The organism is Acinetobacter uliginosus (assembly GCF_044130295.1).
Lineage (GTDB): Bacteria > Pseudomonadota > Gammaproteobacteria > Pseudomonadales > Moraxellaceae > Acinetobacter.
Genome location: NZ_JBIQOC010000002.1, coordinates 18720 through 40765, shown reverse-complemented (window position 1 = coordinate 40765; position 22046 = coordinate 18720). Strand labels below are relative to the sequence as shown.

The 22046-nt window shown below is 40.9% G+C and carries 22 protein-coding genes, 4 tRNA genes and 1 pseudogene; 9 read left to right on the top strand and 18 right to left on the bottom strand.

All coding sequences use genetic code 11. The features are described from left to right. Positions 1-43 precede the first annotated feature (43 nt). The 6 genes from ACE01T_RS00890 to ACE01T_RS00865 all read right to left on the bottom strand — a co-directional run bounded on the left by ACE01T_RS00890 (position 44) and on the right by ACE01T_RS00865 (position 5018). A complete protein-coding gene (locus ACE01T_RS00890; RefSeq protein WP_300044607.1) occupies positions 44-688 on the bottom strand; it encodes an RluA family pseudouridine synthase in 645 nt (214 codons plus the stop codon). Between the two features lie 132 nt (positions 689-820). Next, positions 821-1528 (bottom strand): phosphopantetheine-binding protein, encoded by a 708-nt coding sequence (locus ACE01T_RS00885; RefSeq protein ID WP_300044604.1) that lies wholly within the window; start codon positions 1526-1528, stop codon positions 821-823. After that, positions 1528-1947, bottom strand: a complete 420-nt coding sequence (locus ACE01T_RS00880; protein WP_180041740.1) for a GlcG/HbpS family heme-binding protein — start codon at positions 1945-1947, stop codon at positions 1528-1530. Before ACE01T_RS00880 ends, ACE01T_RS00885 begins: the two co-directional genes overlap by 1 nt. Positions 1948-2013: 66 nt before the next feature. Next, positions 2014-3321 carry a glutamate-1-semialdehyde 2,1-aminomutase gene (hemL, locus tag ACE01T_RS00875; RefSeq protein WP_180041742.1) on the bottom strand — a complete coding sequence of 436 codons (1308 nt, stop codon included), beginning with the start codon at positions 3319-3321 and terminating at the stop codon, positions 2014-2016. A 43-nt stretch (positions 3322-3364) separates the two neighbouring features. Next, positions 3365-3985, bottom strand: a complete 621-nt coding sequence (gene thiE, locus ACE01T_RS00870; RefSeq protein WP_180041744.1) for a thiamine phosphate synthase — start codon at positions 3983-3985, stop codon at positions 3365-3367. A 649-nt stretch (positions 3986-4634) separates the two neighbouring features. Next, positions 4635-5018, bottom strand: a complete 384-nt coding sequence (locus tag ACE01T_RS00865; protein ID WP_166166573.1) for an Mpo1-like protein — start codon at positions 5016-5018, stop codon at positions 4635-4637. Positions 5019-5291: 273 nt separating this feature from the next. Between ACE01T_RS00865 and ACE01T_RS00860 the strand changes: the two genes are divergently transcribed. Next, the gene (locus ACE01T_RS00860) at positions 5292-6752 is read left to right on the top strand and encodes a CYTH domain-containing protein (RefSeq protein ID WP_180041747.1); all 1461 of its coding nucleotides are present in this window, start codon (positions 5292-5294) and stop codon (positions 6750-6752) included. Between the two features lie 183 nt (positions 6753-6935). After that, on the top strand, positions 6936-8396 hold the full coding sequence (locus tag ACE01T_RS00855) for a CYTH and CHAD domain-containing protein (RefSeq protein WP_395518568.1): 1461 nt from the start codon (positions 6936-6938) through the stop codon (positions 8394-8396). Positions 8397-8417: 21 nt separating this feature from the next. Here ACE01T_RS00855 and ACE01T_RS00850 read toward each other — a convergent pair whose 3' ends face one another. Beyond that, complete coding sequence (locus ACE01T_RS00850; protein ID WP_395518567.1) at positions 8418-9050, bottom strand: hypothetical protein; 633 nt, start codon at positions 9048-9050, stop codon at positions 8418-8420. Between the two features lie 109 nt (positions 9051-9159). Here ACE01T_RS00850 and ACE01T_RS00845 point away from each other — a divergent pair, with 109 nt between their 5' ends. Both ACE01T_RS00845 and ACE01T_RS00840 read left to right on the top strand, forming a co-directional pair. Beyond that, a complete protein-coding gene (locus ACE01T_RS00845; protein ID WP_086195539.1) occupies positions 9160-9561 on the top strand; it encodes a DUF3144 domain-containing protein in 402 nt (133 codons plus the stop codon). Between the two features lie 130 nt (positions 9562-9691). Further along, positions 9692-10148 (top strand): annotated as a pseudogene (locus ACE01T_RS00840) (amidohydrolase family protein); the annotation flags it as partial. An 85-nt stretch (positions 10149-10233) separates the two neighbouring features. Here the strand turns inward: ACE01T_RS00840 and ACE01T_RS00835 are convergent. The 3 genes from ACE01T_RS00835 to ACE01T_RS00825 form a co-directional block, all read right to left on the bottom strand. Next, complete coding sequence (locus tag ACE01T_RS00835; RefSeq protein WP_180041751.1) at positions 10234-13002, bottom strand: M16 family metallopeptidase; 2769 nt, start codon at positions 13000-13002, stop codon at positions 10234-10236. 134 nt (positions 13003-13136) lie between these two features. After that, on the bottom strand, positions 13137-13961 hold the full coding sequence (locus ACE01T_RS00830; RefSeq protein WP_180082301.1) for a PhzF family phenazine biosynthesis protein: 825 nt from the start codon (positions 13959-13961) through the stop codon (positions 13137-13139). 88 nt (positions 13962-14049) lie between these two features. Next, on the bottom strand, positions 14050-14211 hold the full coding sequence (locus ACE01T_RS00825) for a hypothetical protein (RefSeq protein ID WP_395518566.1): 162 nt from the start codon (positions 14209-14211) through the stop codon (positions 14050-14052). Between ACE01T_RS00825 and gloB the strand changes: the two genes are divergently transcribed. Further along, positions 14206-14937, top strand: a complete 732-nt coding sequence (gene gloB / locus ACE01T_RS00820) for a hydroxyacylglutathione hydrolase (RefSeq protein ID WP_180082302.1) — start codon at positions 14206-14208, stop codon at positions 14935-14937. The two genes, ACE01T_RS00825 and gloB, sit on opposite strands and share 6 nt — an antisense overlap. A gap of 29 nt (positions 14938-14966) precedes the next feature. On the opposite strand, the gene ACE01T_RS00815 is transcribed toward gloB, so the two are convergent. Further along, positions 14967-15239: a hypothetical protein gene (locus tag ACE01T_RS00815; protein WP_166167792.1), complete on the bottom strand. Its 273-nt coding sequence runs from the start codon at positions 15237-15239 to the stop codon at positions 14967-14969. Positions 15240-15732: 493 nt separating this feature from the next. On the opposite strand from ACE01T_RS00815, the gene ACE01T_RS00810 reads away from it, so the two are divergent. Further along, on the top strand, positions 15733-15936 hold the full coding sequence (locus ACE01T_RS00810; protein ID WP_086176023.1) for a hypothetical protein: 204 nt from the start codon (positions 15733-15735) through the stop codon (positions 15934-15936). Between the two features lie 140 nt (positions 15937-16076). Here ACE01T_RS00810 and ACE01T_RS00805 read toward each other — a convergent pair. The 6 genes from ACE01T_RS00805 to ACE01T_RS00780 all read right to left on the bottom strand — a co-directional run bounded on the left by ACE01T_RS00805 (position 16077) and on the right by ACE01T_RS00780 (position 18984). After that, positions 16077-16162, bottom strand: a tRNA-Leu gene (locus ACE01T_RS00805). 71 nt (positions 16163-16233) lie between these two features. Further along, a tRNA-Leu gene (locus ACE01T_RS00800) sits at positions 16234-16318 on the bottom strand. 37 nt (positions 16319-16355) lie between these two features. Next, positions 16356-16429 (bottom strand) — tRNA-Trp (locus tag ACE01T_RS00795). A gap of 34 nt (positions 16430-16463) precedes the next feature. Continuing rightward, positions 16464-16548: transfer RNA gene (locus tag ACE01T_RS00790), tRNA-Leu, on the bottom strand. 107 nt (positions 16549-16655) lie between these two features. After that, positions 16656-17513, bottom strand: coding sequence for a protein kinase domain-containing protein (locus tag ACE01T_RS00785; RefSeq protein ID WP_395518565.1), 858 nt, complete (start codon positions 17511-17513; stop codon positions 16656-16658). After that, on the bottom strand, positions 17473-18984 hold the full coding sequence (locus ACE01T_RS00780) for a DUF3336 domain-containing protein (RefSeq protein ID WP_395518564.1): 1512 nt from the start codon (positions 18982-18984) through the stop codon (positions 17473-17475). The genes ACE01T_RS00785 and ACE01T_RS00780 overlap by 41 nt, the downstream gene beginning before the upstream one ends. Before the next feature lie 188 nt (positions 18985-19172). On the opposite strand from ACE01T_RS00780, the gene ACE01T_RS00775 reads away from it, so the two are divergent. After that, positions 19173-20045: an ATP-binding protein gene (locus tag ACE01T_RS00775; RefSeq protein WP_166166599.1), complete on the top strand. Its 873-nt coding sequence runs from the start codon at positions 19173-19175 to the stop codon at positions 20043-20045. 93 nt (positions 20046-20138) lie between these two features. On the opposite strand, the gene tsaD is transcribed toward ACE01T_RS00775, so the two are convergent. Continuing rightward, the gene (gene tsaD / locus ACE01T_RS00770; protein ID WP_086195547.1) at positions 20139-21155 is read right to left on the bottom strand and encodes a tRNA (adenosine(37)-N6)-threonylcarbamoyltransferase complex transferase subunit TsaD; all 1017 of its coding nucleotides are present in this window, start codon (positions 21153-21155) and stop codon (positions 20139-20141) included. Between the two features lie 145 nt (positions 21156-21300). On the opposite strand from tsaD, the gene rpsU reads away from it, so the two are divergent. After that, a complete protein-coding gene (gene rpsU, locus ACE01T_RS00765) occupies positions 21301-21516 on the top strand; it encodes a 30S ribosomal protein S21 (RefSeq protein WP_001136722.1) in 216 nt (71 codons plus the stop codon). 34 nt (positions 21517-21550) lie between these two features. Continuing rightward, positions 21551-21997, top strand: coding sequence for a GatB/YqeY domain-containing protein (locus ACE01T_RS00760; RefSeq protein WP_395518563.1), 447 nt, complete (start codon positions 21551-21553; stop codon positions 21995-21997). The last annotated feature ends 49 nt before the right edge of the window (positions 21998-22046 follow it).

Here is a 22046-nt window from a genome sequence, read left to right as displayed (position 1 = left end):
CTAAAAAGTGCGCAAAATCTATGAGGATTAAAAAGTTTTTACTTTAAAAAGGAACTGGAGCATAAAACTCCATCAGCTGTTCTGTTTGCGGATGATAAAAACTTAAGTTTTCAGCATGCAGGCACAGACGCGGCATCATCAGTTGCTGCTCAGGAGTGGCATATAAAGTATCACCAATAATAGGATGACCCAGATATTGCATATGCACGCGTAGCTGATGGGAACGGCCTGTAATCGGGCTAAGTTTGACCCGCGTCACCGCCTGCTCTTGAATTTCAAAATGTTCGATGGCCTGCCAATGTGTCAGTGCAGGCTTGTTATGATTGGGATCGGCAATATGTAAAGGTGGATGTTCAGGATCATAGACAACAGGTACATCAACCGTACCTTCCCCTTCGAGATGCCCTGCTACAATCGCCTGATAGGTTTTATCTGTTTGACGTTCCTGAAACTGGCGGGAAATGGTTTTTTGTCCCCATCTGCTCAGGCCAAACACCAGAATGCCTGAAGTATCCCGGTCCAGACGGTGAATCAGTAGTGTTTTGGGTTCTATTTCTAATAATCGGTTGATCACGCAATCTTGTAAATCTTCGGTTTTGCCAGGAACGGTGAGTACACCTGCAGGTTTATGGATGACCATAAAATCTTCATCACGATGTATCAGATGTTCGGTTAGAAAATTACTCAATGTTCAATCCCAGGCTGATCGCGCAAACAAGGCGGCAATGATAGAAAGCTTGGCGCAGAATTACAATGCACAATATTCGAATTGGTGACGGTTTTTCCGATTTTGCTCAAAAATTATTTCAATCCCGTGTTATCAACGTGCTGATTGCAATACAAAGCTGACCAGCGCATGTAGTGAATTGTGTTTTAGGACATCTTCATACGTAATGTTTGCCCCATGCGCTCGCCAAATCCCCACTAAAGTGACAATAGCAACAGAATCCAAACCGTACTGTTTCAGATCAAGATCAGGATCAATTTCCAGAGCATCCATGTTCAGTTGCTCTGCAACCGCAAGCATAATTCCCTTGGGGGAAAGCACATAATTGGATGGCGCACTTAAATCCCATAATCTAGTCAAACTATAGCTATTCATATGATGCAAGCCGTGTATCGAAATGTTATCAATCCATTGAATATGCTGGTCTTGATTCGACAATAAAATCGCATCGTCTACTACACAGATTTGCTCGGTGACACTTTGTAGATGCGGCAATATTTGCTTGAGCATCGGCGTGACCTGCCCGGCAAAAATCAGTTGTGGATGCGATGATGCATATTCACCGAGTTGCTGCATGCCCTGCATCAGGTCATCACCATACAAATCAACAATCGGAATATCTAAAGCTTTGGCTTTATTAGTGATCTGAACAAGATGGGTCATGAGGTCGCTGTCTTGTATGCCTGCCATCATCCTTAGGTTGTGCAATCCCACCAACACTAAAACCGATTCAGTTGCTGAAAGCTGCCATTTGGCTTGGGAGGGGGGGAGTTGGATCTTTTTGGGTAATGGATAAAACATTAAGCCTCAACCTGCGCTAAAAACTTCTCAATCGCTACCTGTGCAATCTCCGCATCTTCAAACGACTTCACACCTGACACCCCCATCGCTCCGACCAACTGCCCTTGATACAGAATCGGCTCACCACCTTCTAACATGCCCGAGAACGTTTCCATAGTCAGAAAGCCCATTTGACCGCCTTTGATAATATCTTCAAATAGCTTGGATGGACGGCGGCTCATTGCCGAGCATTTGGCTTTTTCTAGACATAAATTGGCTGTCATAGGTGATGCCCCATCCATACGTTTCATCGCAAGCAAATTACCCGTTTCATCTACAATGGCGATACTGACATTAAAATCATGTTCAAGTGCATATTCATAAGCTGAATTTAGTAAAAATTCCGCATCGCTTAAAGTCAAATAATGTTTGGTTTTCATATTCGCTCTCAAAAATTCTTTATAAAAAAGCCCGCTATAAAACGGGCTTCATTTACATGCTCAAAATTAAGCGGATGCTTTCATTTCAGCAAAGGTTTCTTTCGCAGCTTGAATAGTAAATTCAATATCTTCATCACTGTGTGCAGCTGAAATAAAGCCAGCTTCAAATGCAGATGGCGCAAAATTCACCCCACGCTGCAACATGCCATGGAAGAATTTACGGAAGGCATTCACATCACATTTCAGCATTGAATCAAAGCTGGTAATGTCTTCTTGATCGGTAAAGTACAAACCGAACATCCCGCCCACTTGTTGAGTCTTGAATGGAATATCTGCTTCATCCGCAGCAGCTTGTAAACCGGCAAGCAGTTTTTCGAGTTGCGCAGTTAATTTTTCATAAAAACCTTCGGCACGTAAATGTTTAAACATTTCAATACCGGCACGCATCGCGAGTGGATTACCTGACAATGTCCCTGCTTGATAGACTTTACCCAGTGGCGCGATGCATTCCATCACTTCTCGTTTACCACCAAACGCACCGACTGGCAGGCCTGCACCAATAATTTTACCCAAAGTGGTCAAATCAGGTGTTACGCCATAATGTGCCTGTGCACCGCCTAGACCGACACGGAAACCGGTCATCACTTCATCAATGATGAAAACCGAACCATGCTCATCACATACATCACGAATTGCTTGCAGGAAACCGTCAATCGGTTTCACCAAGTTCATGTTGCCTGCGACTGGCTCAACAATTACGCCAGCAATTTCATGACCGAATTTAGCAAAACATTCTTTTAAAGTCGCGATGTCATTGTATGGCAGGGTTAAAGTGTGCTTGGCAAAATCAGCCGGTACACCCGCAGAAGTCGCTTCACCTTCACCGCTAGTCAACATGCCTGAACCCGCTTTAACTAAAAGCGAGTCTGAGTGACCGTGGTAACAGCCTTCAAATTTTACAATCTTATCGCGGCCTGTGTAGCCTCGTGCCAAACGGATTGCTGTCATGGTTGCTTCCGTACCTGAATTGGTCATACGAACCAGTTCAATCGACGGCATGATTTCACAGATGATGTCAGCCAGGGTTGTTTCATGAACTGTTGGTGCACCAAAGCTTAAGCCATCAACAGCAGCCTCTTGTACGGCTTTAATGATGTCAGGATGGGCATGGCCTAAAATCATCGGTCCCCATGAACCAACATAGTCCACATAGCGTTTACCATCGACATCGTATAAATAGGCACCTTTGGCTTTTTCAATAAATACAGGCGTACCACCCACCCCATTAAACGCACGTACCGGTGAATTCACCCCACCCGGAATATGTTTGCTGGCTTGTTTAAACAATTGTTCTTGCTTTGGAGATAGGCTCATGAATTTACTCAACTCAAAATTAAATCAATCTAAATCTATATTATTAAAGGCTGTCTTGAAAAAGTGCAGACCATTCATCAAGACGCTCAGGAATGGCATGCATAGGACGACCTAATATATCACTAATCACTGCACAATAATCTGCACCAGATTCAACCACGATCTTTGAATTTTCAACGGTTAACCCGCCAATGGCACAGATCGGCACATTTAGTTGCGTTTTGGCTTGTTTTAATGTTTCCAAACCAATGTTTCCGGCTTCAGGCTTACTCTCAGTCGCATAAATTGCACCAAATGCCACATAATTTGCACCATCGGCAATCGCCTGTTCTGCCAATTCCAGTGAATTGTTGCAACTGCGACCAATCAGGACACCTTCTGGCAAACGTGCAACCGCATCGACAATAGAGCCATCATCCTGGCCCAGATGCACACCTACACCGTATTTAACCGCAATTTCAAGATCGTCATTAATCACGAAAGGTACGCGATATTCAGCACACATGGCTTTCATGTACTCAATTTCATAAAATTGATCTTCTTTGGCGACTTTTTTACGACGGTATTGCAATACTGAAATACCGCCATTGGCCATTGCACCTTCAAGCTTAGCCAATAAAAGTTCTAAAGGATCATCATTGGTGATCAGATATAAACCGCGCATAACAAACTGCCAAAACTAAAACTGCCTTATTATAGGCATATCAGGGACAAGATTCAGCGGAACTGTCTTAATTCCTTAAAATTACAGCAGATGAATATCAAAAATTAGAAAACTTAAACGGTAGCAACTTTGAGTTAAATAGTGTGAAAATACCTATTTTCAGGGATAGATCATCTGAAGATTAAACGATTAAATAAACCACAAAATAAAAATAAATAATAATTATAAAACAAAAACTTGAAGCAATGAAAAGACTTCCTGATCCTTGATTATAAAATGCGCTTGGGGGAAGCCAATGAAGGATTAGGAAGTCTTTCTATTTTTATTCCGCTAAAATTAGGTAATATCTTCAACTCTGACAAAGCATTTCTTGTAAATTTTTAATTCCATATATTTTTTAATCTTGATTCAAAAACTTTAGCTTTTATCTAACCTTCCTTAAATAAAAAAAGCCTAGAGAAGGTCGCTCTAGGCTTGGAAAACTTTAAAAGTAGGACGCTCGAAGTAAGAAATCAATTTATTCAATGCCTGTTCTATTAATAGAATATTCACTCTACCATTGCAAGTCTACATTCCGTAAATTTACAAATATTTTATTTTTAGGTAAATTTTTCCAACACTATTCACATAATATAAGTGATTTTTTTAACTAACTGGGAATTTTATCCAGGGAACGATCTTTCAAACTTAAATTCCCACGCAACACATCAGAAAACATGCGCCAATCTGAAATAAAACTATAGAGCGGCTGTTTAAAACTGGCCGGTTTGTTTTTTTCAAAGCAGAAATGACCTGCCCATGCACTGGCATAGCCAAACAATAAGCCATAAACCAGATACTTTGGCTTTCTTTTTACAATGGCACGACTTAATAAGCATGCCCCGACACTACTGCCGAATATATGCAAACGGCGACTCATGATATTACGATGCTCAGTTAAATAAAACCGATAGAATTCATGATAGTTTTGAATCGGCAGCTGAAATTCCGGTTCTGGATGATGTTCAAATTTGAGCTGGATTGTTGTATTCATGGTCATAGTCCTGCCTATTTTGATTCAAGTTAGCTCATATTTCAGCCAAATTAAAGTGTCCGCTTTTATCATTTTTTTGATCATTTGCAAAGCAACCAGTCAAGAATCCGTTCGTCAAGTCTTACATCAAAAATCATTTTCGCTACAATCATCAGCTTAGAATGAACAATGCTATTTCCGGCGCTATAAAAGAACAGATTTCATAATGCATGTGTAAGCTATAGATAATGTTTGCATTGCTGACATCGCATCAAAAAATTAGGATGAAAAATCATGATTGAAGTTGAATTAAAATTTCAAATTCCTGAAGCAAGACGTAATGCTTTACTGAAAGCATTGGATCCTAAAAAATCTGAAATTATTCAACTGAAAGCCAAATATTACGACACATCGGAACGCTTACTCTCACAGCATGGTGTTGCCTTAAGACAACGTCTGGAAGGCACACGCTGGATTCAAACCTTGAAAGCTGCCGGGAAAAGCCACTTACATCGTTTTGAGCACAATCATGACCTGGGTGAACTGGAACAGGCACCGCAACTGGATTTATCTATTTATGAGCAGGATGCTGAAGCACAACACATCCTGAAAAATGCTTTGGGTGAGGCACAGGATCAACTTAAATTACAGTTTGAAACTGATATACAGCGTACCTTTCGCGTCATTCATTTTGAAGAAACCGAGATAGAAGTCAGTCTAGATGTTGGTGAAGTGCGTACCGAAACAGCGCAGAGTGAAGTACATGAAGTTGAATTTGAATTGAAGTCAGGCTCAGTCCAATCTCTTCTCGCCTTTAGCTTTGAATGGGTGAAAAAATATCACCTTTGGCTGGACGTGCGCAGTAAGGCCGAAATCGGCAATCTTCTGGCCATCCAGCAACCCGTCAGTCCGGCAAAATTAGCCAAGGAATTTCATTTAAGTAAAAAAGACCCCGCCAATAAAAACTTGCGCATGCTGATTGCCCAGCAGTTACAGCATTTACTGCCAAATATCGCAGCTATTGCTGCAGGTGTTGCCGAGCAAACCCATATTCAGCAGGCACAAATTGCCCTGGATCATTTACATTTGACCCTGTCGTTATTTAAAGACTGGAATGAGGCAGTTTCCGACAAATGGGCGGTGCAGCTGGGTGCATTTAAGCATCAGTTTGATCATTTACAGCATTTGCAGCACATGCAGTCGACTTTAGGCGCATTTTTACAGAATCCCAATACTGCATCAAATTTAGCCAAAGATATTTTGTATGCTAAAGAAAAATTGGCCAATCTGGTACGTTCAACACAAAACGTACATCATTATCTGGAATTATTGATGTTTGGCTTGGACCACAAGGATAAGTCCCAAGTGCACGACTTAAAGTGGTTTGCGCAAAATACCCTGCAAAATCAATATAAACAACTCCAAGATCATCTCGCAAATACCGATATTGCCAATTTTGAAAGTCTGGATCAGTTAGCCACTAAAATTCATGAACTGAAATTTAGCTTCCCGATTCTAACTTCGATTTATGATGTCAAAAATTTGCAAAAATACAGCAAAGCCTTGAATGATGCGCAACTTGCAGCCAGTGAATATCAGATTCTGGCCTCTTCTGCCGAGTATATTCAGCAAACTGAACTGGAAGCCAGTGACTGGTTTGTGTTGGGTTGGCTGACAGCAAAACAGGAAGTGTATGCACAAAACCTGCTGGAAGCGACAGAACAATTCCTGGTGAGTCGTAAATTTATTAAGTAACAAATAAAGCGACAAAATTAAACCAGTCAAATCAAAGCGTATGGCATGATCTTTTAATGCACACCAATGAGTGGGGCGATATACGCTTGATCTACTTTCTGGCAAAACCCTACTCTTTTTTTGATACTGGCTTACAATGAAAGTCATGGCCCTATCGGATGATGAAGCGTCAGGAGTTTTAACATGCTTGAAGTAGAATTAAAATTTCAGATTCCCGCATCAGATCAAGAAAAGCTCTATCAGCTCTTCTTGAACAAGAATGCTCGCTTGATTTCTTTATACGCAAAATACTATGACACGCCCGAACGGCATTTGGCTGAAAAAAATATTTCATTACGGCAACGTCTTGAAGACGATCATTGGATACAAACTTTAAAAGCGCCCAGCGATCATTCCTTACAACGTTTTGAACTGGAAAGTGATTTAGGCAAGCAAAAAGACCCGGATTTAGATCTTAAGATTTATCAATCCGATTCGAAAGCAAAACAATTGCTGCAAAATGCTTTGGGCAAACAGGCTAAAAACCTGATTGTGCAATATGAAACAGTCGTTCAACGTCTGGTGCATGTGATTCATTTTAACCGTTCAAAAATTGAAGTCAGTCTGGATCGCGGCGAAATTCGACATAACGATCAGAGCGTATCAATTTATGAAATTGAATTTGAGCTTAAACAAGGTTCCATACAAGACCTGATCAAATTTATTCACCCCTGGGTGCAGCGATATCATTTATGGCTAGATGTGCGCAGTAAAGCTCAACGCGGCGATTTGCTGGCACAGAATTTAAAAAATCCTGCCGCTCAATTTGCCAGCCCACTGCAACTGAATCCACAGGACTCAACAGATCAAGCTTTAAAGCAGATCATCAATAATACCTTGCAGCACCTATTGCCAAATGCATCGACCATCGCTTCCGGACAGTATGATAGCGAACATGTGCACCAGACTCGGGTTGCCATTCGCCGTTTAAGAAGTGCCTTACGTGTTTTTGACGACTGGTCAAAAGATGTCAATCCAGACTGGCAAGAGCAGCTGACTCATCTGTTCCGCCAACTGGGTTCAACCCGTGATCGCGATGCCTTGAGTGAAGGACTTTTACCTCAGCTCGAACAGGCAGGTGCCCCTTTTGTTGAGGTTCCAGATACGCCTGAACAATCTGGCATTCCCATTGATGAATCATTACGTTCTTCAGACTTTGTAGAATTGATTCTTCATCTGCTACGCTTTGTCGATCAGCCAAGTAAAGAACAGAAAAAATCCGGATTAAAAAAAGATATCTCCAAAAAACTGCAAAAAATGCATCAACAAATTTGCAAAGATGCCGATCAATTTTTACAGCTGGATATTCCATCCCGGCATCGTACCCGCAAACGGGTCAAACGCTTGCGTTATTGTGTAGAATTCGTGGCTTCGCTTTATCCTGTTCAAGATGTAAAGCACTATCTCAAAGATTTAAAACCCGCCCAGGAAAGTTTGGGACAATATAACGATTTGATGGTGGCCGAAACGCTGTTTCAGAATATGGTTAAACGTAAACAAAAATCGTGGTTTGCCTTGGGCTGGATTGCCAGTGAGAAAAAATACGTTCTGCAACAGGCTCAGCAGCATTTAGACGATTATTCTAAAACCGATACTTTCTGGTAAGTAGAAAATGTAAAATTAATATTAGCGATATTTGCCAAATATTTTCCAGGTTCCATTATCCGCCAGTGGATCACTATAACTGTCATTGCGCTGTTTGCGCGGCTTGTCACGGGCATCTACCAGCTCAAAATGTGGCTCTGTACTCAGTACAATACCATTTACATAAAACCGCGTACGAGTATATTCACTTTGTCCATGCTGGAACACATAAGTGCGTAAGTCGATAAATTCGCGATGTGCCACCAAAACTGCGGTATCATCACTTTCTAACCAGGCATTCATGGCTTGAATTTGTGCAGGCTCATATTGTCCACACTTATCCACCAGGCTGGCAATACCGCGAAAGGTTTTCGACTCTTTGGCGCGGGTTTTATTAATTCGGATGCGGTCAACATGAAAATAGAACAGCGGTAGATTCAAATGGCTGGGTAAATGCACCGCATCGAGTGTTTCATCTTGCATAAAAGGCTGGAATAGATCTTGTGCTCGTTCAATTAACCCGATCCATTGCCGGTAATATTCATCGACTTCTTTTTTAGAACCATAATAAATAGGTAAGCCTTCAACATTGGCCAGATTTGCAGGCGGCCAAATATTTTGACGCAATAAGGCGATGTTACTTTTTAAACTTTGTACAGCAATGGCATCTTGCATTGGATTATCCATTTTAATGCTTAGGCTATTTTTAGATTAAGCCAAAGGTTTAGTTTCTGCAAGGCTTTGCCTATAATAAGCCATTAGATCGTTTTTGCAGGAAAAGTTCATGGTTCAAAAGATTGAAGCAACAGATGTAACCGAAGAAGAAGCGTTAAATGCTGCTTTTTTTGAACGTGCTGATGAATTTATTAAACAGGCCAACGAATTTTGCCGTGTCGAAAAAGGTTCAGCCGTGAAACCTGCTGAAATGCGCGGACAAGTCAGCGCTGCCATGTTATTTGCTACTGCCCGTTTTAATACTTGGGTAGCTGCCAATAACTTTAAAGATGGCAATGAAATGCGTGATGCCAAAGATCAGGTGATGTCGTACATCATGCAGCAATTCCAGATGATGCTGGAAGATAACTATGACGAATATTGCGAACAGTTTGAAAACTATCTTCGCTTCCGTCGTAACGAAGAATTTCATACCAACAAGCATGATCATGACCACAATCACGATCATTAATGAAAAGCCCTACGGGGCTTTTTTTATGTGCTGAGTTTTTGGATGAAAGGTCATCCAAAGCCAAAATACCTTAGTGTATGGTGACATGACAGAGATTTACTGAACCAAAGACTGACCATACAATAGCTGGAGACAGTTTCCGGAAACCTCTATTGTACTGGACCATTTTGGCACGCCTGCCGGTCTTTTTGGTCAAGTGGGTACTTTGACCGGGTTGATCAGAGTCGCCCGGGAAAACATTCTGGTGCGCTGGCAGGAGGATATTGCCAAACTGGCCAGTTGCCCGAATATTTATACCAAGATATCGGGCCTGTTATGCCTGTATTAGGTCATCAGTTTCATAAACAAGACCGCTTAGCCAGCAAACAGGAAATCTATGATTTAGCCTTTCCACTGATTAGCCATGTACTGCGCCACTTTGGCAATTACCGGGTCATATTTGCCTTCAACTTTCCCATGGATCGGGTCATCAACAGCTCACTGCTGAACATCATTAATGCCTTTAGTGATGTGGTAGTGGGGTCTATGATCCGAATGCACTGAAACAAGTTTTTCATCATAATGCAAAGCAGTTTTATCAGCTTTAAAAGAAACCTCCCCTAACCCCTCCTAAAAGGAGGGGAAAAGCACAACAAATATATGAATAGCAGGATAGAAAATAGCGTTTAAAAGTTATGACTTGTTTTGTGGCTTTCCATACTGGTCTGCCATAACTTCCACCAGCTGATCCAGTTTGATGTATTTCTTGATTACGGTATCCACATCTGCTTTGCTAAGTTTTTTAAAAGCCTGATCACGCTTTTCACGGAATAATAAGTCGCGATTATGTTCCAGTTGCGGTAAAAGCATCGCGTGAATACTGCGTTCATCTTCCAAAGCAGTCACCCGTTTTTTCAGAATATTGGCTTTGGCCGCTTCCAGCTCCTGTTCAGTTACCCCTTTAGTGAGTAAATCATTCAGTACCTTATGCACGGCTTGTGATACTTGCGCCGACTTTGCTGCCGTATAATTGGCTTCTATGGTGAGTGCCCCTGAATCAATCCATTCATCCAGATCCAGATTGCTGCCAAATCCATATACCAAGGCATTTTTCTCACGGAGTTCCTGGGCTAAACGTGACGACAGCTGCGAGTCAGCCAGAATATAACTAAACGCCATTAAGGCTGGCGCATCGGCATGATTCGAACCCACCGGCAAGGTCAAAATGGCCTGATAATTACCAAATTCACGTTGTTCTGATAAAGCATGGATTTTTTGTGCCTTATACGCCTGATAATCAGAACTTAAGCGTTGATAAGGCAATTGGGCTTTCCATCCAGAGAATTCTTTTTGTAGCAATTTAAGCATCGGCTGAGCCTGATAATCACCAGTAATCGCAATTTGTGCATGATGACTGATAAAGAAATCCTGATATAATTTTTTCACTTGCTCAACTGTTGCTGCTTTAAGCTGCTGTTTAGACAGCTCAGGTTCAAAATGATAGCGTAAATCTCCTGGCTGATAGGTTTCCAATAAACGGGTCATGGTCAATGCGGCAACTGTTTCAGGTTCCGTATATGGACGATCCAGGCTCGACAAGCTTTGTGACTTGATCAGGTCAAATTGCGATTGTTCAAACTTCGGTGTTTTCAGAACATCAAGCATAAATTTGAAATAATCATCAAATTTCTCTTTTTTTGCCACAATCTGAATGGTAATGCTATTTGCAGATGCTGTAGCCGTTGCTCCACCACCCGCCTCAATCGATTTGTCTGCAATATCCTGCAAACTATACTGATCTGAGCCACGCAAGAGTAAATAGGCCATTAAATCCAGTACTTCACCTTTATTAAACAAAGATTTGTCAGTACCAAAGTCAACAGAAATGGTGGCATAGGTTTTATCATCACGGGTAGAGGTCGGATACAAAGCGTATGCAATACCGTTTTTCAACGTTCCGCGCTGGATTTTCTTTTCAGTATCCACCAAATACTGCTTTGAGGTTTTGACGTATTCCGCGACTTCCTGCTTATAGGCACTGCTGTCTTTAAGCGGCTCTTCTTGCACACTGGCCTGATCTAAGGTTTTAGGTTGCTCGGCAGCCTGTTGTTGTAATGCTTTTTTCTGATCTTCCGGGGTCGGTTTAATATCTCCAGAAATGCGATGTTCTGGCACTAAAAACCGGGTCAGGGTTTGATTGACATCAGCAAGCTTCAATTGCTTCACATTATTCAAATCAGTAAAGTACTGCGACCAGTCTCCCTGATAAGCCACATAATAATCACTTAAACGCCCCCCCAAAGCGGCAGCATTACTGAGTACACTGTCTGCCTGATTCTGAATCAGATTTTTTACCCGGTTTAGTTCAGTCTCATTAAATAGCTGACTTTTTTCCACACCCGCAATAAGTTCGGATTGCACTTTCTTCTCATCATGATTCGGTGCATAAATGGCGCCCATAAAGACCAGATTAAAGTCCTGATCTAGCCAGGTAGTAGATTGAACGCCGGTACTTAAACCGGTTTCCACCATGCTTTGATAAAGATGCCCACTCGGTTGCATGGTATATAAATAAGGTGTCAGTGCCAAAGCAGATTTGATCTTTTCATTTTTGCCATTCAGGTAAATATTGAATTTAGCCAGATCACTGCCCTTTTTTACAACAAAATTTCTATGCTGAATTTTGGCTGAGTCCAGCACAGGAACTTTGGTCTGTACTGGAACCTGACGAGTTGCTATTGGACTAAACTGTTGATCAATCTGTTTTAACACAGCGGCTTTATCAAATTTACCGGAAATGATCATTACGGCATTGTTCGGCGCATACCAGGTTCGATAAAATTTATTCAGCTCATCCATTTTAATGGACTGCAATTCTTTTAAATCGCCAATCGGCAAACGTCCCAAATACTTATTGCCATAAGCCGATTTCCACATCTGGTCCATCATCACTGCAAAAGGCTGATCCATACGAACTTCACGTTCGCGTTTCACAATGGCAATTTCAGAAGGGACAAACTTTTCTTGCAGCACCAGCTTGTCCATACGTTCAGCTTCAAGATGAATCACTTGATTAATCGCATTCTGTTCAGGACGGATCACATTGGTATATTTGGTGGAATAATAATCTGTACTGGCGTTGGTCATTAAGGTGTATTGATCCAGACGGCGCTGAAATTCTTCACCTTTGATATTCTGTGTACCCTTAAATGCCAGATGTTCGAGCAAATGTGCCAAACCGCCTTTGCCCTGCGGATCATTAAGTGAACCGGTCAGATAGACCGTGTTCATAAAGACTTTATTTTCTTTATCATTTTGCGCCAGAACCACGCGAAAACCATTGTCTAATGTATATTCTTCAATCTTCTGCTCAGATTTAACCAAGATCGGTTGTGCCCAGGCAGTTGCACTAAAACCAACAAATAATAATGAGATAGTAAGTTGTTTGAACCGCATGAGCATAATTATTCCAATTTATTCAGTCATATGAATTTTTAAGCATCACATCTTAGAAAATGATCATGATGTTGAGTAGTTACTTTTTGCAAGCATTACCGTTTATTTCAACAGCTTTGTCGTTCATTTATATCCAGATGTTACAAATGTAGCTCTGCCTGCATATATAATTTTGCATAACCTGAAATTTCAATCCGTTCATTTTCAAGCAGTTCACAATATAATTTTCCCCCACGTGCAGATGCCTGATCAGCCAGAATATCTTTTTTGCCCAATTTCTCTGCCCAAAGTGGCGCAATCGCGGTATGAATTGAACCAGTAACCGGATCTTCATCAATGCCATTAGCGGGAGCAAAATAACGCGATATACAATCATAAGGCGCAGCAGCCTGAGCAGTAATGGCCAGGTCCAGAACACGCTTGGGTTGGGTTTTCTCGGCTTGATTGAGTGTCCATTGTTTGAATAATTCCAGATTGGGCTTTTCATCCCGTACATCTTGTGGATTTGCATATTCCATAATGTAGGCCTGATGATTTAAATAAACATTTTTAAATGGCTTGCTTAAAATTTGCTTTAAAACTTCAGGATAATGGGTAATTTTTTTTGCACGGCGAATCGGAAAGTTCATTTTGATTTTACCATCAGCCTCCTGGCTTACTACAAAAATACCGAGCTCTTTAACATGAAACCGAAGAGTTTTCGCAGCGGTATAATCTTTGAATAGTACAAAACTGCTGGCTAGCGTTGCATGTCCACAAAAGTTCACTTCTGTGGTTGGGGTAAACCAGCGGATTTCATAGTTTTCTGCATCAAGCATTTTTACAAAAGCAGTTTCTGCCAGATTATTTTCTAAGGCGATATTTTGCATCAAGACCTCATCCAGCCAGTATTCAGTCACAATCACTGCCGCAGGATTTCCTTTAAACAGTTCCGTTGTGAAGGCATCCACCTGATACATTTTCATATTGATCTCCCCAATTTTAGATTCAGCACTTTGTATGTTCTAAATGTAATACAGACATTATTGCTGCAAGTATTCCATAGCGTGCTTTTTAAACAAAAAGCTGATCGAGAAAGACTGTTTTTGTATCCGCCTGCAGATCAGCAACTTTATGTATAAATACTGGCCTATTAATTGCGATTTTCCCCTGGAAAAAACCTGGCTTTAAGGCTAGCTTATCCATATCTATATCATTGATTTCTATCTTATGCATTTTCAAGTCCATATGATTGATGTGAAAAATCAATTGCAGAACTATATCTGGTTATTAGAACATATCCCGAGTAAAGAAGTAGTTGCAGTTGACCCTACTGAAGCACATCTGGTCGAAGAATTTTGTACAGCGAAAGGTTTAAAGCTGACTCAGATCTGGCTGACACATTGGCATAAAGACCATATTGGCGGTGTGCCCGAGCTTTTACAAAATCGTCATATCCCCGTTTATGGTCCACGGGAAGAATTAAGCAAAGTTCCTTTTATCACTCATCCCCTGCAACATGAAAATCATCTTAGTTTTCATGATTTAAATATTGAGATTATTGCCGTACCTGGACATACACTGGGGCATATCGTTTATTTTATTGATGCGCTGGATGTACTTTTCTGTGGCGATACATTGTTTGCCATGGGTTGTGGCCGTGTGTTCGAAGGAACATATGAGCAAATGTACCATTCGCTGAACCGTCTGGCTGCTTTGCCAGCACGTACCAAAGTCTACTGCACCCATGAATATACACTGGCAAATGCCAAGTTTGCTTTACATGTCGAACCTGACAACCTGGCGATTCAGCAGCGCTTCGAACAGGTGGAAGCACTGCGTATGCTCGGTCAAAGTACCTTACCAAGTAGCATTGAACTGGAACTGCAAACCAATCCCTTTTTAAGGGTGGACAGCGTGGAAGAATTTCGGTACATACGACAGTTAAAAGATAACTTTTAATGGGTGTAGCATGTAGCAGCGATGACAGTTTATAAAATTTGATGGGTTTGGGTATAAGCATCGAGCTCGGCTTGCGTAACCACTTTGGTGACATGCATCTCGTCCACACGAACTAGCAGTAACCCACCTAAAGCCGGTTGATAACGACGGGCGCTGCCAAAAGGCGTATAGGACACTTTGGATTGTTCGCCGAAAAATAGCCAGTCCTCATGGCCCAGCATAACAGCAACAGGTACCTGACCTTGTTGCTGCATCTGCTGAATTTGCTTGATTACATTCTGTTCAATAGTTTCTGTGGTCATTACAATCCAGTCTTCACCTTGATCAACATTTTGCACCTGCCAGAATTCAATAAATTCTCTTGGTACAATGCCATATATTTTATCTTTTTTTTAAATATGAAGCACTGTCATTTTTGGCGGCTATTGATTTGTGAATAAAATGACATGGCTGTTCCACTTCAGTTCGGTATTCTCCCCCCAATTTATTCTTCCCCAAAACTGCTCAAAGATAAAAACATTCATGCTCTACTTAAAATTGTGTTTAAATATTTCCATTTCAAAAAATCAAGAAAATAGACTAAAATAAATAAAAATCAATAATATGTAAAATAATTCCTTGAATACAAGATTAGTTTTATCCGCAATTTAATTATTATTTACGCATTTCTTGCATAAAAAAAATACAAAATATTTATTTTATAAAAAACCTGTTCAAGCTACCCTTTAAAAAAATATCTGCATCCCTATTAATTATTTAATAGCGGTCAGTATCTAATACACAAGGAGTTCTCTCGTGAAGAAAGTTGTTAAGGCAAAAAATTTAATTGCATTTCGTATTTGGTTAGAAAAATTGGGCTATTCAGTAAAATCATTGACTGATAATCGTGGGTTTACCTTTAGCTTCAAAAAAGAATACGGTCTGGTCACATGTGATTTAGCAGGTAATGCACTTGCCATGCAACTTGGTGAAGAATTCGAAGATCATTTAAAAGCTTAAAAGACTATTGGTCATTTTGGATTAGGACAAAACAATAATAATTTTAAATCTATTTTTAAAAGCCCATTTTTTGGGCTTTTTATTTATGTTCACTTTTTACAGGCAATAAAAAAGCAAGGTCTATTTACCTTGCTTTAATATGGTGGGGATAGAGAGACTCGAACTCTCACGCCCAGAGGGCGCTGCGACCTGAACACAGTGCGTCTACCAATTCCGCCATATCCCCGTCAGGACCAGCTTAGTGCTGGATTTTTCTTACAACAAAAAAGCAAGGTAGCTTACCTTGCCTTAATATGATGGTGGGGACGGAGAGACTCGAACTCTCACACCTTGCGGCGCTGGAACCTAAATCCAGTGCGTCTACCAATTTCGCCACGTCCCCATCAGGGTACCAACTGTGTGTTGGATTTTTTAAAGCTTGGCAGAGGATCAAGGATTCGAACCTTGACGAACGGTTTTGGAGACCGTCATGCTACCATTACACCAATCCTCTGTAACCTAATTATCAAACTATGCTGATATTTAAGTGGTGGGGACGGAGAGACTCGAACTCTCACACCTTGCGGCGCTGGAACCTAAATCCAGTGCGTCTACCAATTTCGCCACGTCCCCAATGGCTGTGTATATTATAGAGATCGATTCCTGATGACAAGACCTTTTTATGAAAAATCCACTTGTTTGTTTAAATAAAAAACAAAAACCGTTTTTCTGTATTTTTCTTAAGCATTTTCAGTGACTAAGCAGCATTTTATTGTAGCAATGTCGGTAAATCTCTGCTGTTTTTGCTTGGCCAACATGCCACATAAAAGCTGTTTAAATGCTAAATAAGGTTGTGGCAGTTCAATATTTAGCTGCTGGCAATGCAAATAGGCCCAATCGTGATAATTTTTTGCACTCAGGCGCTGATTGTTCAACCATTCATACAGAATAATACCCAACGCATAAATATCCGTTTGCACGGTTTTTTCAGAACCCTGAAAAAGTTCAGGTGCCATATAGCGTGGTGTTGCCGTTAGATTTTTCGGATTGTGGATTGCATTGACTTTTTGTACCTGCTCAAAATCGATTAAACATGCGCGGTTTTGATATTTAACCAGGTGCTCATGTTTTAAATCACCATGAATCCAACCCAACTGATGCAACTGATCCACGGCATCTAAAAGCTTCAAGAATGTCTGTTTGATCTGTTGTAGTGACATCTCGGCACAATTACCAAGCAATAAGTCTGCATCGCTTAGAATCAATGCTGCACTGCCCGACATGTGTGATTCAGCCAGGCTTTTAAAATGAGAAATCATTTGAAAAGGTAATAAAAAATCAGGCTGGCTGCTGGCAGAATTAGCTTGAGCTAAAAATTGCTGATAAAAAAGCAGTTCATTTCGAAACCCGTCTTCAATACTGGGGTGGCTATTTAAGCTTTGGGTTTTTAACCAATAACGTTGTTGCTGATATTCAAAGGTATATAAACAACGCCCAAAAGTTAAACTTTTGGGCTTGGTCTTTAACATTAAATGGATATTAGAAAAATCCACATCTTTAAACTGCAATAAATTCTGCGGTTTTTTTCTCTGGATCATGCTGATAACTTAAAAGCTCTAAACAGTGCTGAATGGTTTTACCGACACGGGCATGGGTTTCGATAGAAGATATTTTCGGCCAGGTTGCCCGCTCTCCTTCTCTTTGCAATAACTTGAACAAATATGGGCGTGGATTCTGGAACATGTAACTATAATGGCGCAGACTATAATCACCTACGATATTCACATCCCCATAATAACCTTGATCAATCACCCCATATCCATGATCGAGCAAACGGCGTACAGGAGGAAGCATTCCGACTCGGCCACGCGCAAAATCCATAATTCCCTTGGTAATAACTTTGCCCTGACGACGTACAATGCGCTCTGGCCAGCTCATCACATCTCGACGGTAGCGTTCTGCATCACTTTGCATGAATGGCACAATATGTGGATTCACCTGACTGGCAATGGTGTAATTTAAGTTATACAGTCGCGCCATTTTTTCTTGCGGGAAATCACTTCTTACACTGCCGTCTACCCAACGGGTATTGGACATATAAGGGGTCAATTTGCCATCGTAACGCTTACTGGTGAGCTTAACTGGTGGAAACAGGATGGGCACAGCACAGGATGCCAACACCGCACTCCAAACCAGTAAATCTGGCGAAGTATAAGTATTCATGATGCGGGCTTGTTGTGAGGTGTCATAAGGTGCTACAGCGACATTAATATGTAAACCGGAAGTTTTAAAGGCTTCTTCAAATGTCACATCACCCAAGTTTTCAATCAGGAATTTTTTCAGGTATTTTACATCGGCAAAACCACCGTTTCCCTTTAAAAGGTCACCAAATTTACGAAAGTGAAAAGCTTCGGTAAAAAAGTTTTCACCATTTAAAAGACCGGTAATATCTGAAGGTTTTGAAGTACCGAGCATGGTGGTCATGATTGCCCCGGCACTCGAACCGGATAATACTTTAGGCATTAAATCCTGTTCAAGCAGTGCTTTACATACGCCGGTATGAAACAGTCCTAAAGTTGCTCCACCTGAAAACATGATCGCAGGCTGGCCATAAGCTTTTTTACACTGCTGAAAGAACTCTATTTTTTTTTCCATAGGCAAGCAAGTACAGTTGCTCGAAGCAATATAAGCCAGGCTGTCACTGACTTCTTCCACATAATCTTCAATAATTTTTTTAGTGCCCACATAGGTAGCATTAAAAAGCATGGGATGTGCAATATTTGCGATATCGTAGCTTAAACCTTCACGCAATATATACATGAGATCTTGGGTACGTTTTTGAAAACGGTAGCGTTTTAACCTGCTTAATCGCCCAGAAATAATTTCGGCATCAAAATAAGGTGAACAGTTATCCAATTTCCATTCTTGAGCACCGGATTCTTCATCTATTTTTAGGGCAATGCTTTTCCATTCTTCATATGTTTCAGCCGCAGCGAGCTGACTTTTTAATTTTTTTATACGGTATGCTTGATGTGGATTAATATTTGTCGTGAAATCATTAAATAACATATCTATCCCTCAAACACTTTCATTGTTATTTCCTGTCCCTGATCGGGTATCGAACATCATCTTTGTACAATCAACAAGTGATTAATCCATCATCATACCGCCTATTCAATTGGCAAACTATGGCTATTTGACATACAGTTTCCATGTAAAATGACCTTTTTCACTTTATCCGTATAAGCTGAACCATCATGGCAACAATTGATTTACCTGACAATATATTACAAGTTCTTTCGACTGTACTCCAACAGCTACAGCAAAACCTACCTGAACTGAAACAAGAAACCAACTTTGAAGCTTCGGCTTATAAGTGGCAAAATAAACAATTAAACGCCATTCAGCAGCCTAAAAAAATCTATTTGGACGATTTAAAAGGTATAGAAAAACAAAAAGAAAAAGTGATTCAAAATACCCGGCAATTTTTAAAAGGCTTGCCTGCCAACGATGTACTACTGACTGGCTCACGCGGCACAGGGAAATCCTCAATTGTACGTGCATTATTAACCGAGTATGAATCTGAAGGCTTGCGTTTAATTGAAATTGAACGTGATGATTTGGCCGATTTGCCGATGATTCAGAAATTGATTGAAAATCGTCCTGAAAAATTTATTGTCTATTGTGATGACCTGGCTTTTAACGCAGAAGATGAAAACTATCGCAGTTTAAAAAGTGTATTGGATGGTTCATTACAATCCGGTTCAAGCAATTTTATTATTTATGCCACCAGCAACCGCCGTCATTTATTGCCGGAATTTATGCATGAAAACACCCCGATAACGCGTATGGATGTTCCTCAATACACCGAGCTACACCCACAAGAAGCCATTGAAGAAAAAATTTCACTGTCTGACCGTTTCGGTATGTGGCTGTCGTTCTATCCGATGGATCAAAACTTATACCTGGAAATCGTGCAGCACTATTTAGCAAAAGCTGGTATGTCCATGACAGATGAAGTACGCGCCGAAGCCTTAAGATGGTGTCAGGCACGTGGACAGCGTTCAGGGCGTGCAGCGTATCAATTCTCTAAGCATTGGATTGGATCACAACTACTTCAGTCTCAATAATTAGCTTAAATTTGTGAACACTGGAAAAGAATCTCTCATATTCTTTTCCAAAATTAAAAAAGAGGCTCTCGCCTCTTTTTTAATTCTTTATATTTAAGCTTCGCTTGGATTGGTCAACTCTGTCATTGGCCAGCGTGGCGTAGTCGTCACAGACAGACCATCATGCTGCCCTGCTTTTAAACGCTGATAACCGGCAAAGGCAATCATGGCACCATTATCAGTACATAACGCGGGTTCTGCATAATAGACTTGGGCTTTAATTTTAGCCAAATCCGCTTCCAAACGTTCACGTAAGCGCTTATTGGCACTTACACCACCTGCAATCACCAAACGTTTTAAACCGGTCTGTTTCAGTGTTTTTACCGATTTTTTTACCAATGTATCTACCAGCGCTTCCTGGAAGCTTGCTGCGATATCGGCTTCACGACCTTGACCTTCCACTTTTTTCAATTGAATGGAAACAGCCGTCTTTAAACCACTAAATGAAAAATCCAGACCTTGATGCAGCATTGGACGCGGGAAAGCAAAGGCTTCTGGATTCCCTTGCTCAGCCAGTTTTGAAATGTTCGGACCACCTGGATAAGGCAAGCCCATCATCTTTGCCACTTTATCAAAAGCTTCACCAGCAGCATCATCAATTGATTCACCCAGCAATTCATATTGACCAATGCCATGAGCTGCCATGAGCTGAGTATGCCCGCCAGAGACCAATAAAGCGACAAACGGAAATTCTGGCGGAGTTTTAGACAACAAAGGCGCCAACATATGACCTTCCATATGATGCACACCAATCGCTGGTTTATTTAACGCGAACGCCAAGGTACGACCAAACAGTGCACCGGTCATAAGCGCTCCCATCAAGCCGGGACCACGTGTATAGGCGACTGCATCAATATCTGATTTTTTAATATTGCTTTGTTCAAGCAACTGATTCATTAAAGGAATTAACTTACGCACATGATCGCGTGAAGCCAGTTCCGGGACCACTCCACCATATTCGGCATGCAGTTTAATCTGACTATATAACACCTGTCCTATTAAGCCGACTTCACTGTCATAGAGTGCTAACCCAGTTTCATCACAAGAAGTTTCCAAGCCCAGAACGATCATTAAACTGCCTTTTACCCGTATCTAAATATTGCTAAAGCTATTATAGACTTGTGATATGAGATGTAAATGAGTAAAATACTGCACTTCACTTGTGATCGAAGGCAATTCAGCCTAGATCTTATCCATAACTTAATGAGGATTCTTCATGCCACAAGTTAAATTGAAAGAAGGCGAACCAGTAGACGTAGCTATCCGTCGTTTCAAACGTTCATGCGAAAAAGCAGGTGTTTTAGCTGACGTTCGTAAACGTGAATTCTACGAAAAACCAACTCAAGAACGTAAACGTAAAAAAGCTGCTGCTGTTAAACGTTACCAAAAGAAATTGGCTCGCGAATCAGTTCGTACTACACGCCTTTACTAAGATTAATTTGTGATTGACTGCCTGGACTAAATAAATGACTACTTTAAAAAACCAAATCACTGAAGTTTTGAAAGCAACAATGCGTGCTAAAGAAATGAATAAGTTGACGGTTATTCGTAGTCTGCAGGCAGCAATTAAGCAAATCGAAGTCGATGAGCGCAAAGAGCTTGACGATGCTCAAGTTCTTGCGGTCATTGAAAAGCAAATTAAACAACGTAAAGAATCGGTTAAAGCCTTTAAAGGCGCTGGCCGAGATGATTTAGCTAGTAAGGAACAAGCCGAAATTGAAGTGTTATCTCAATTTCTACCAGAAGCTATGACTGAGGAAGAGCTTGATTCTATCATTGCGCAGACGATTACTGCACAAGAAGCTACTAGCATGAAAGATATGGGTAAGGTGATGAATTCTCTGCGTCCGCTCATAGCCGGGCGCGCCGATCCTGCACAAGTTTCAGCTAAAATTAAAGCTAAACTTAGCTAACCCCACTTCTAAAATCGTTCTTTATTGTTGAACTGCCTTTAAGCAAAGA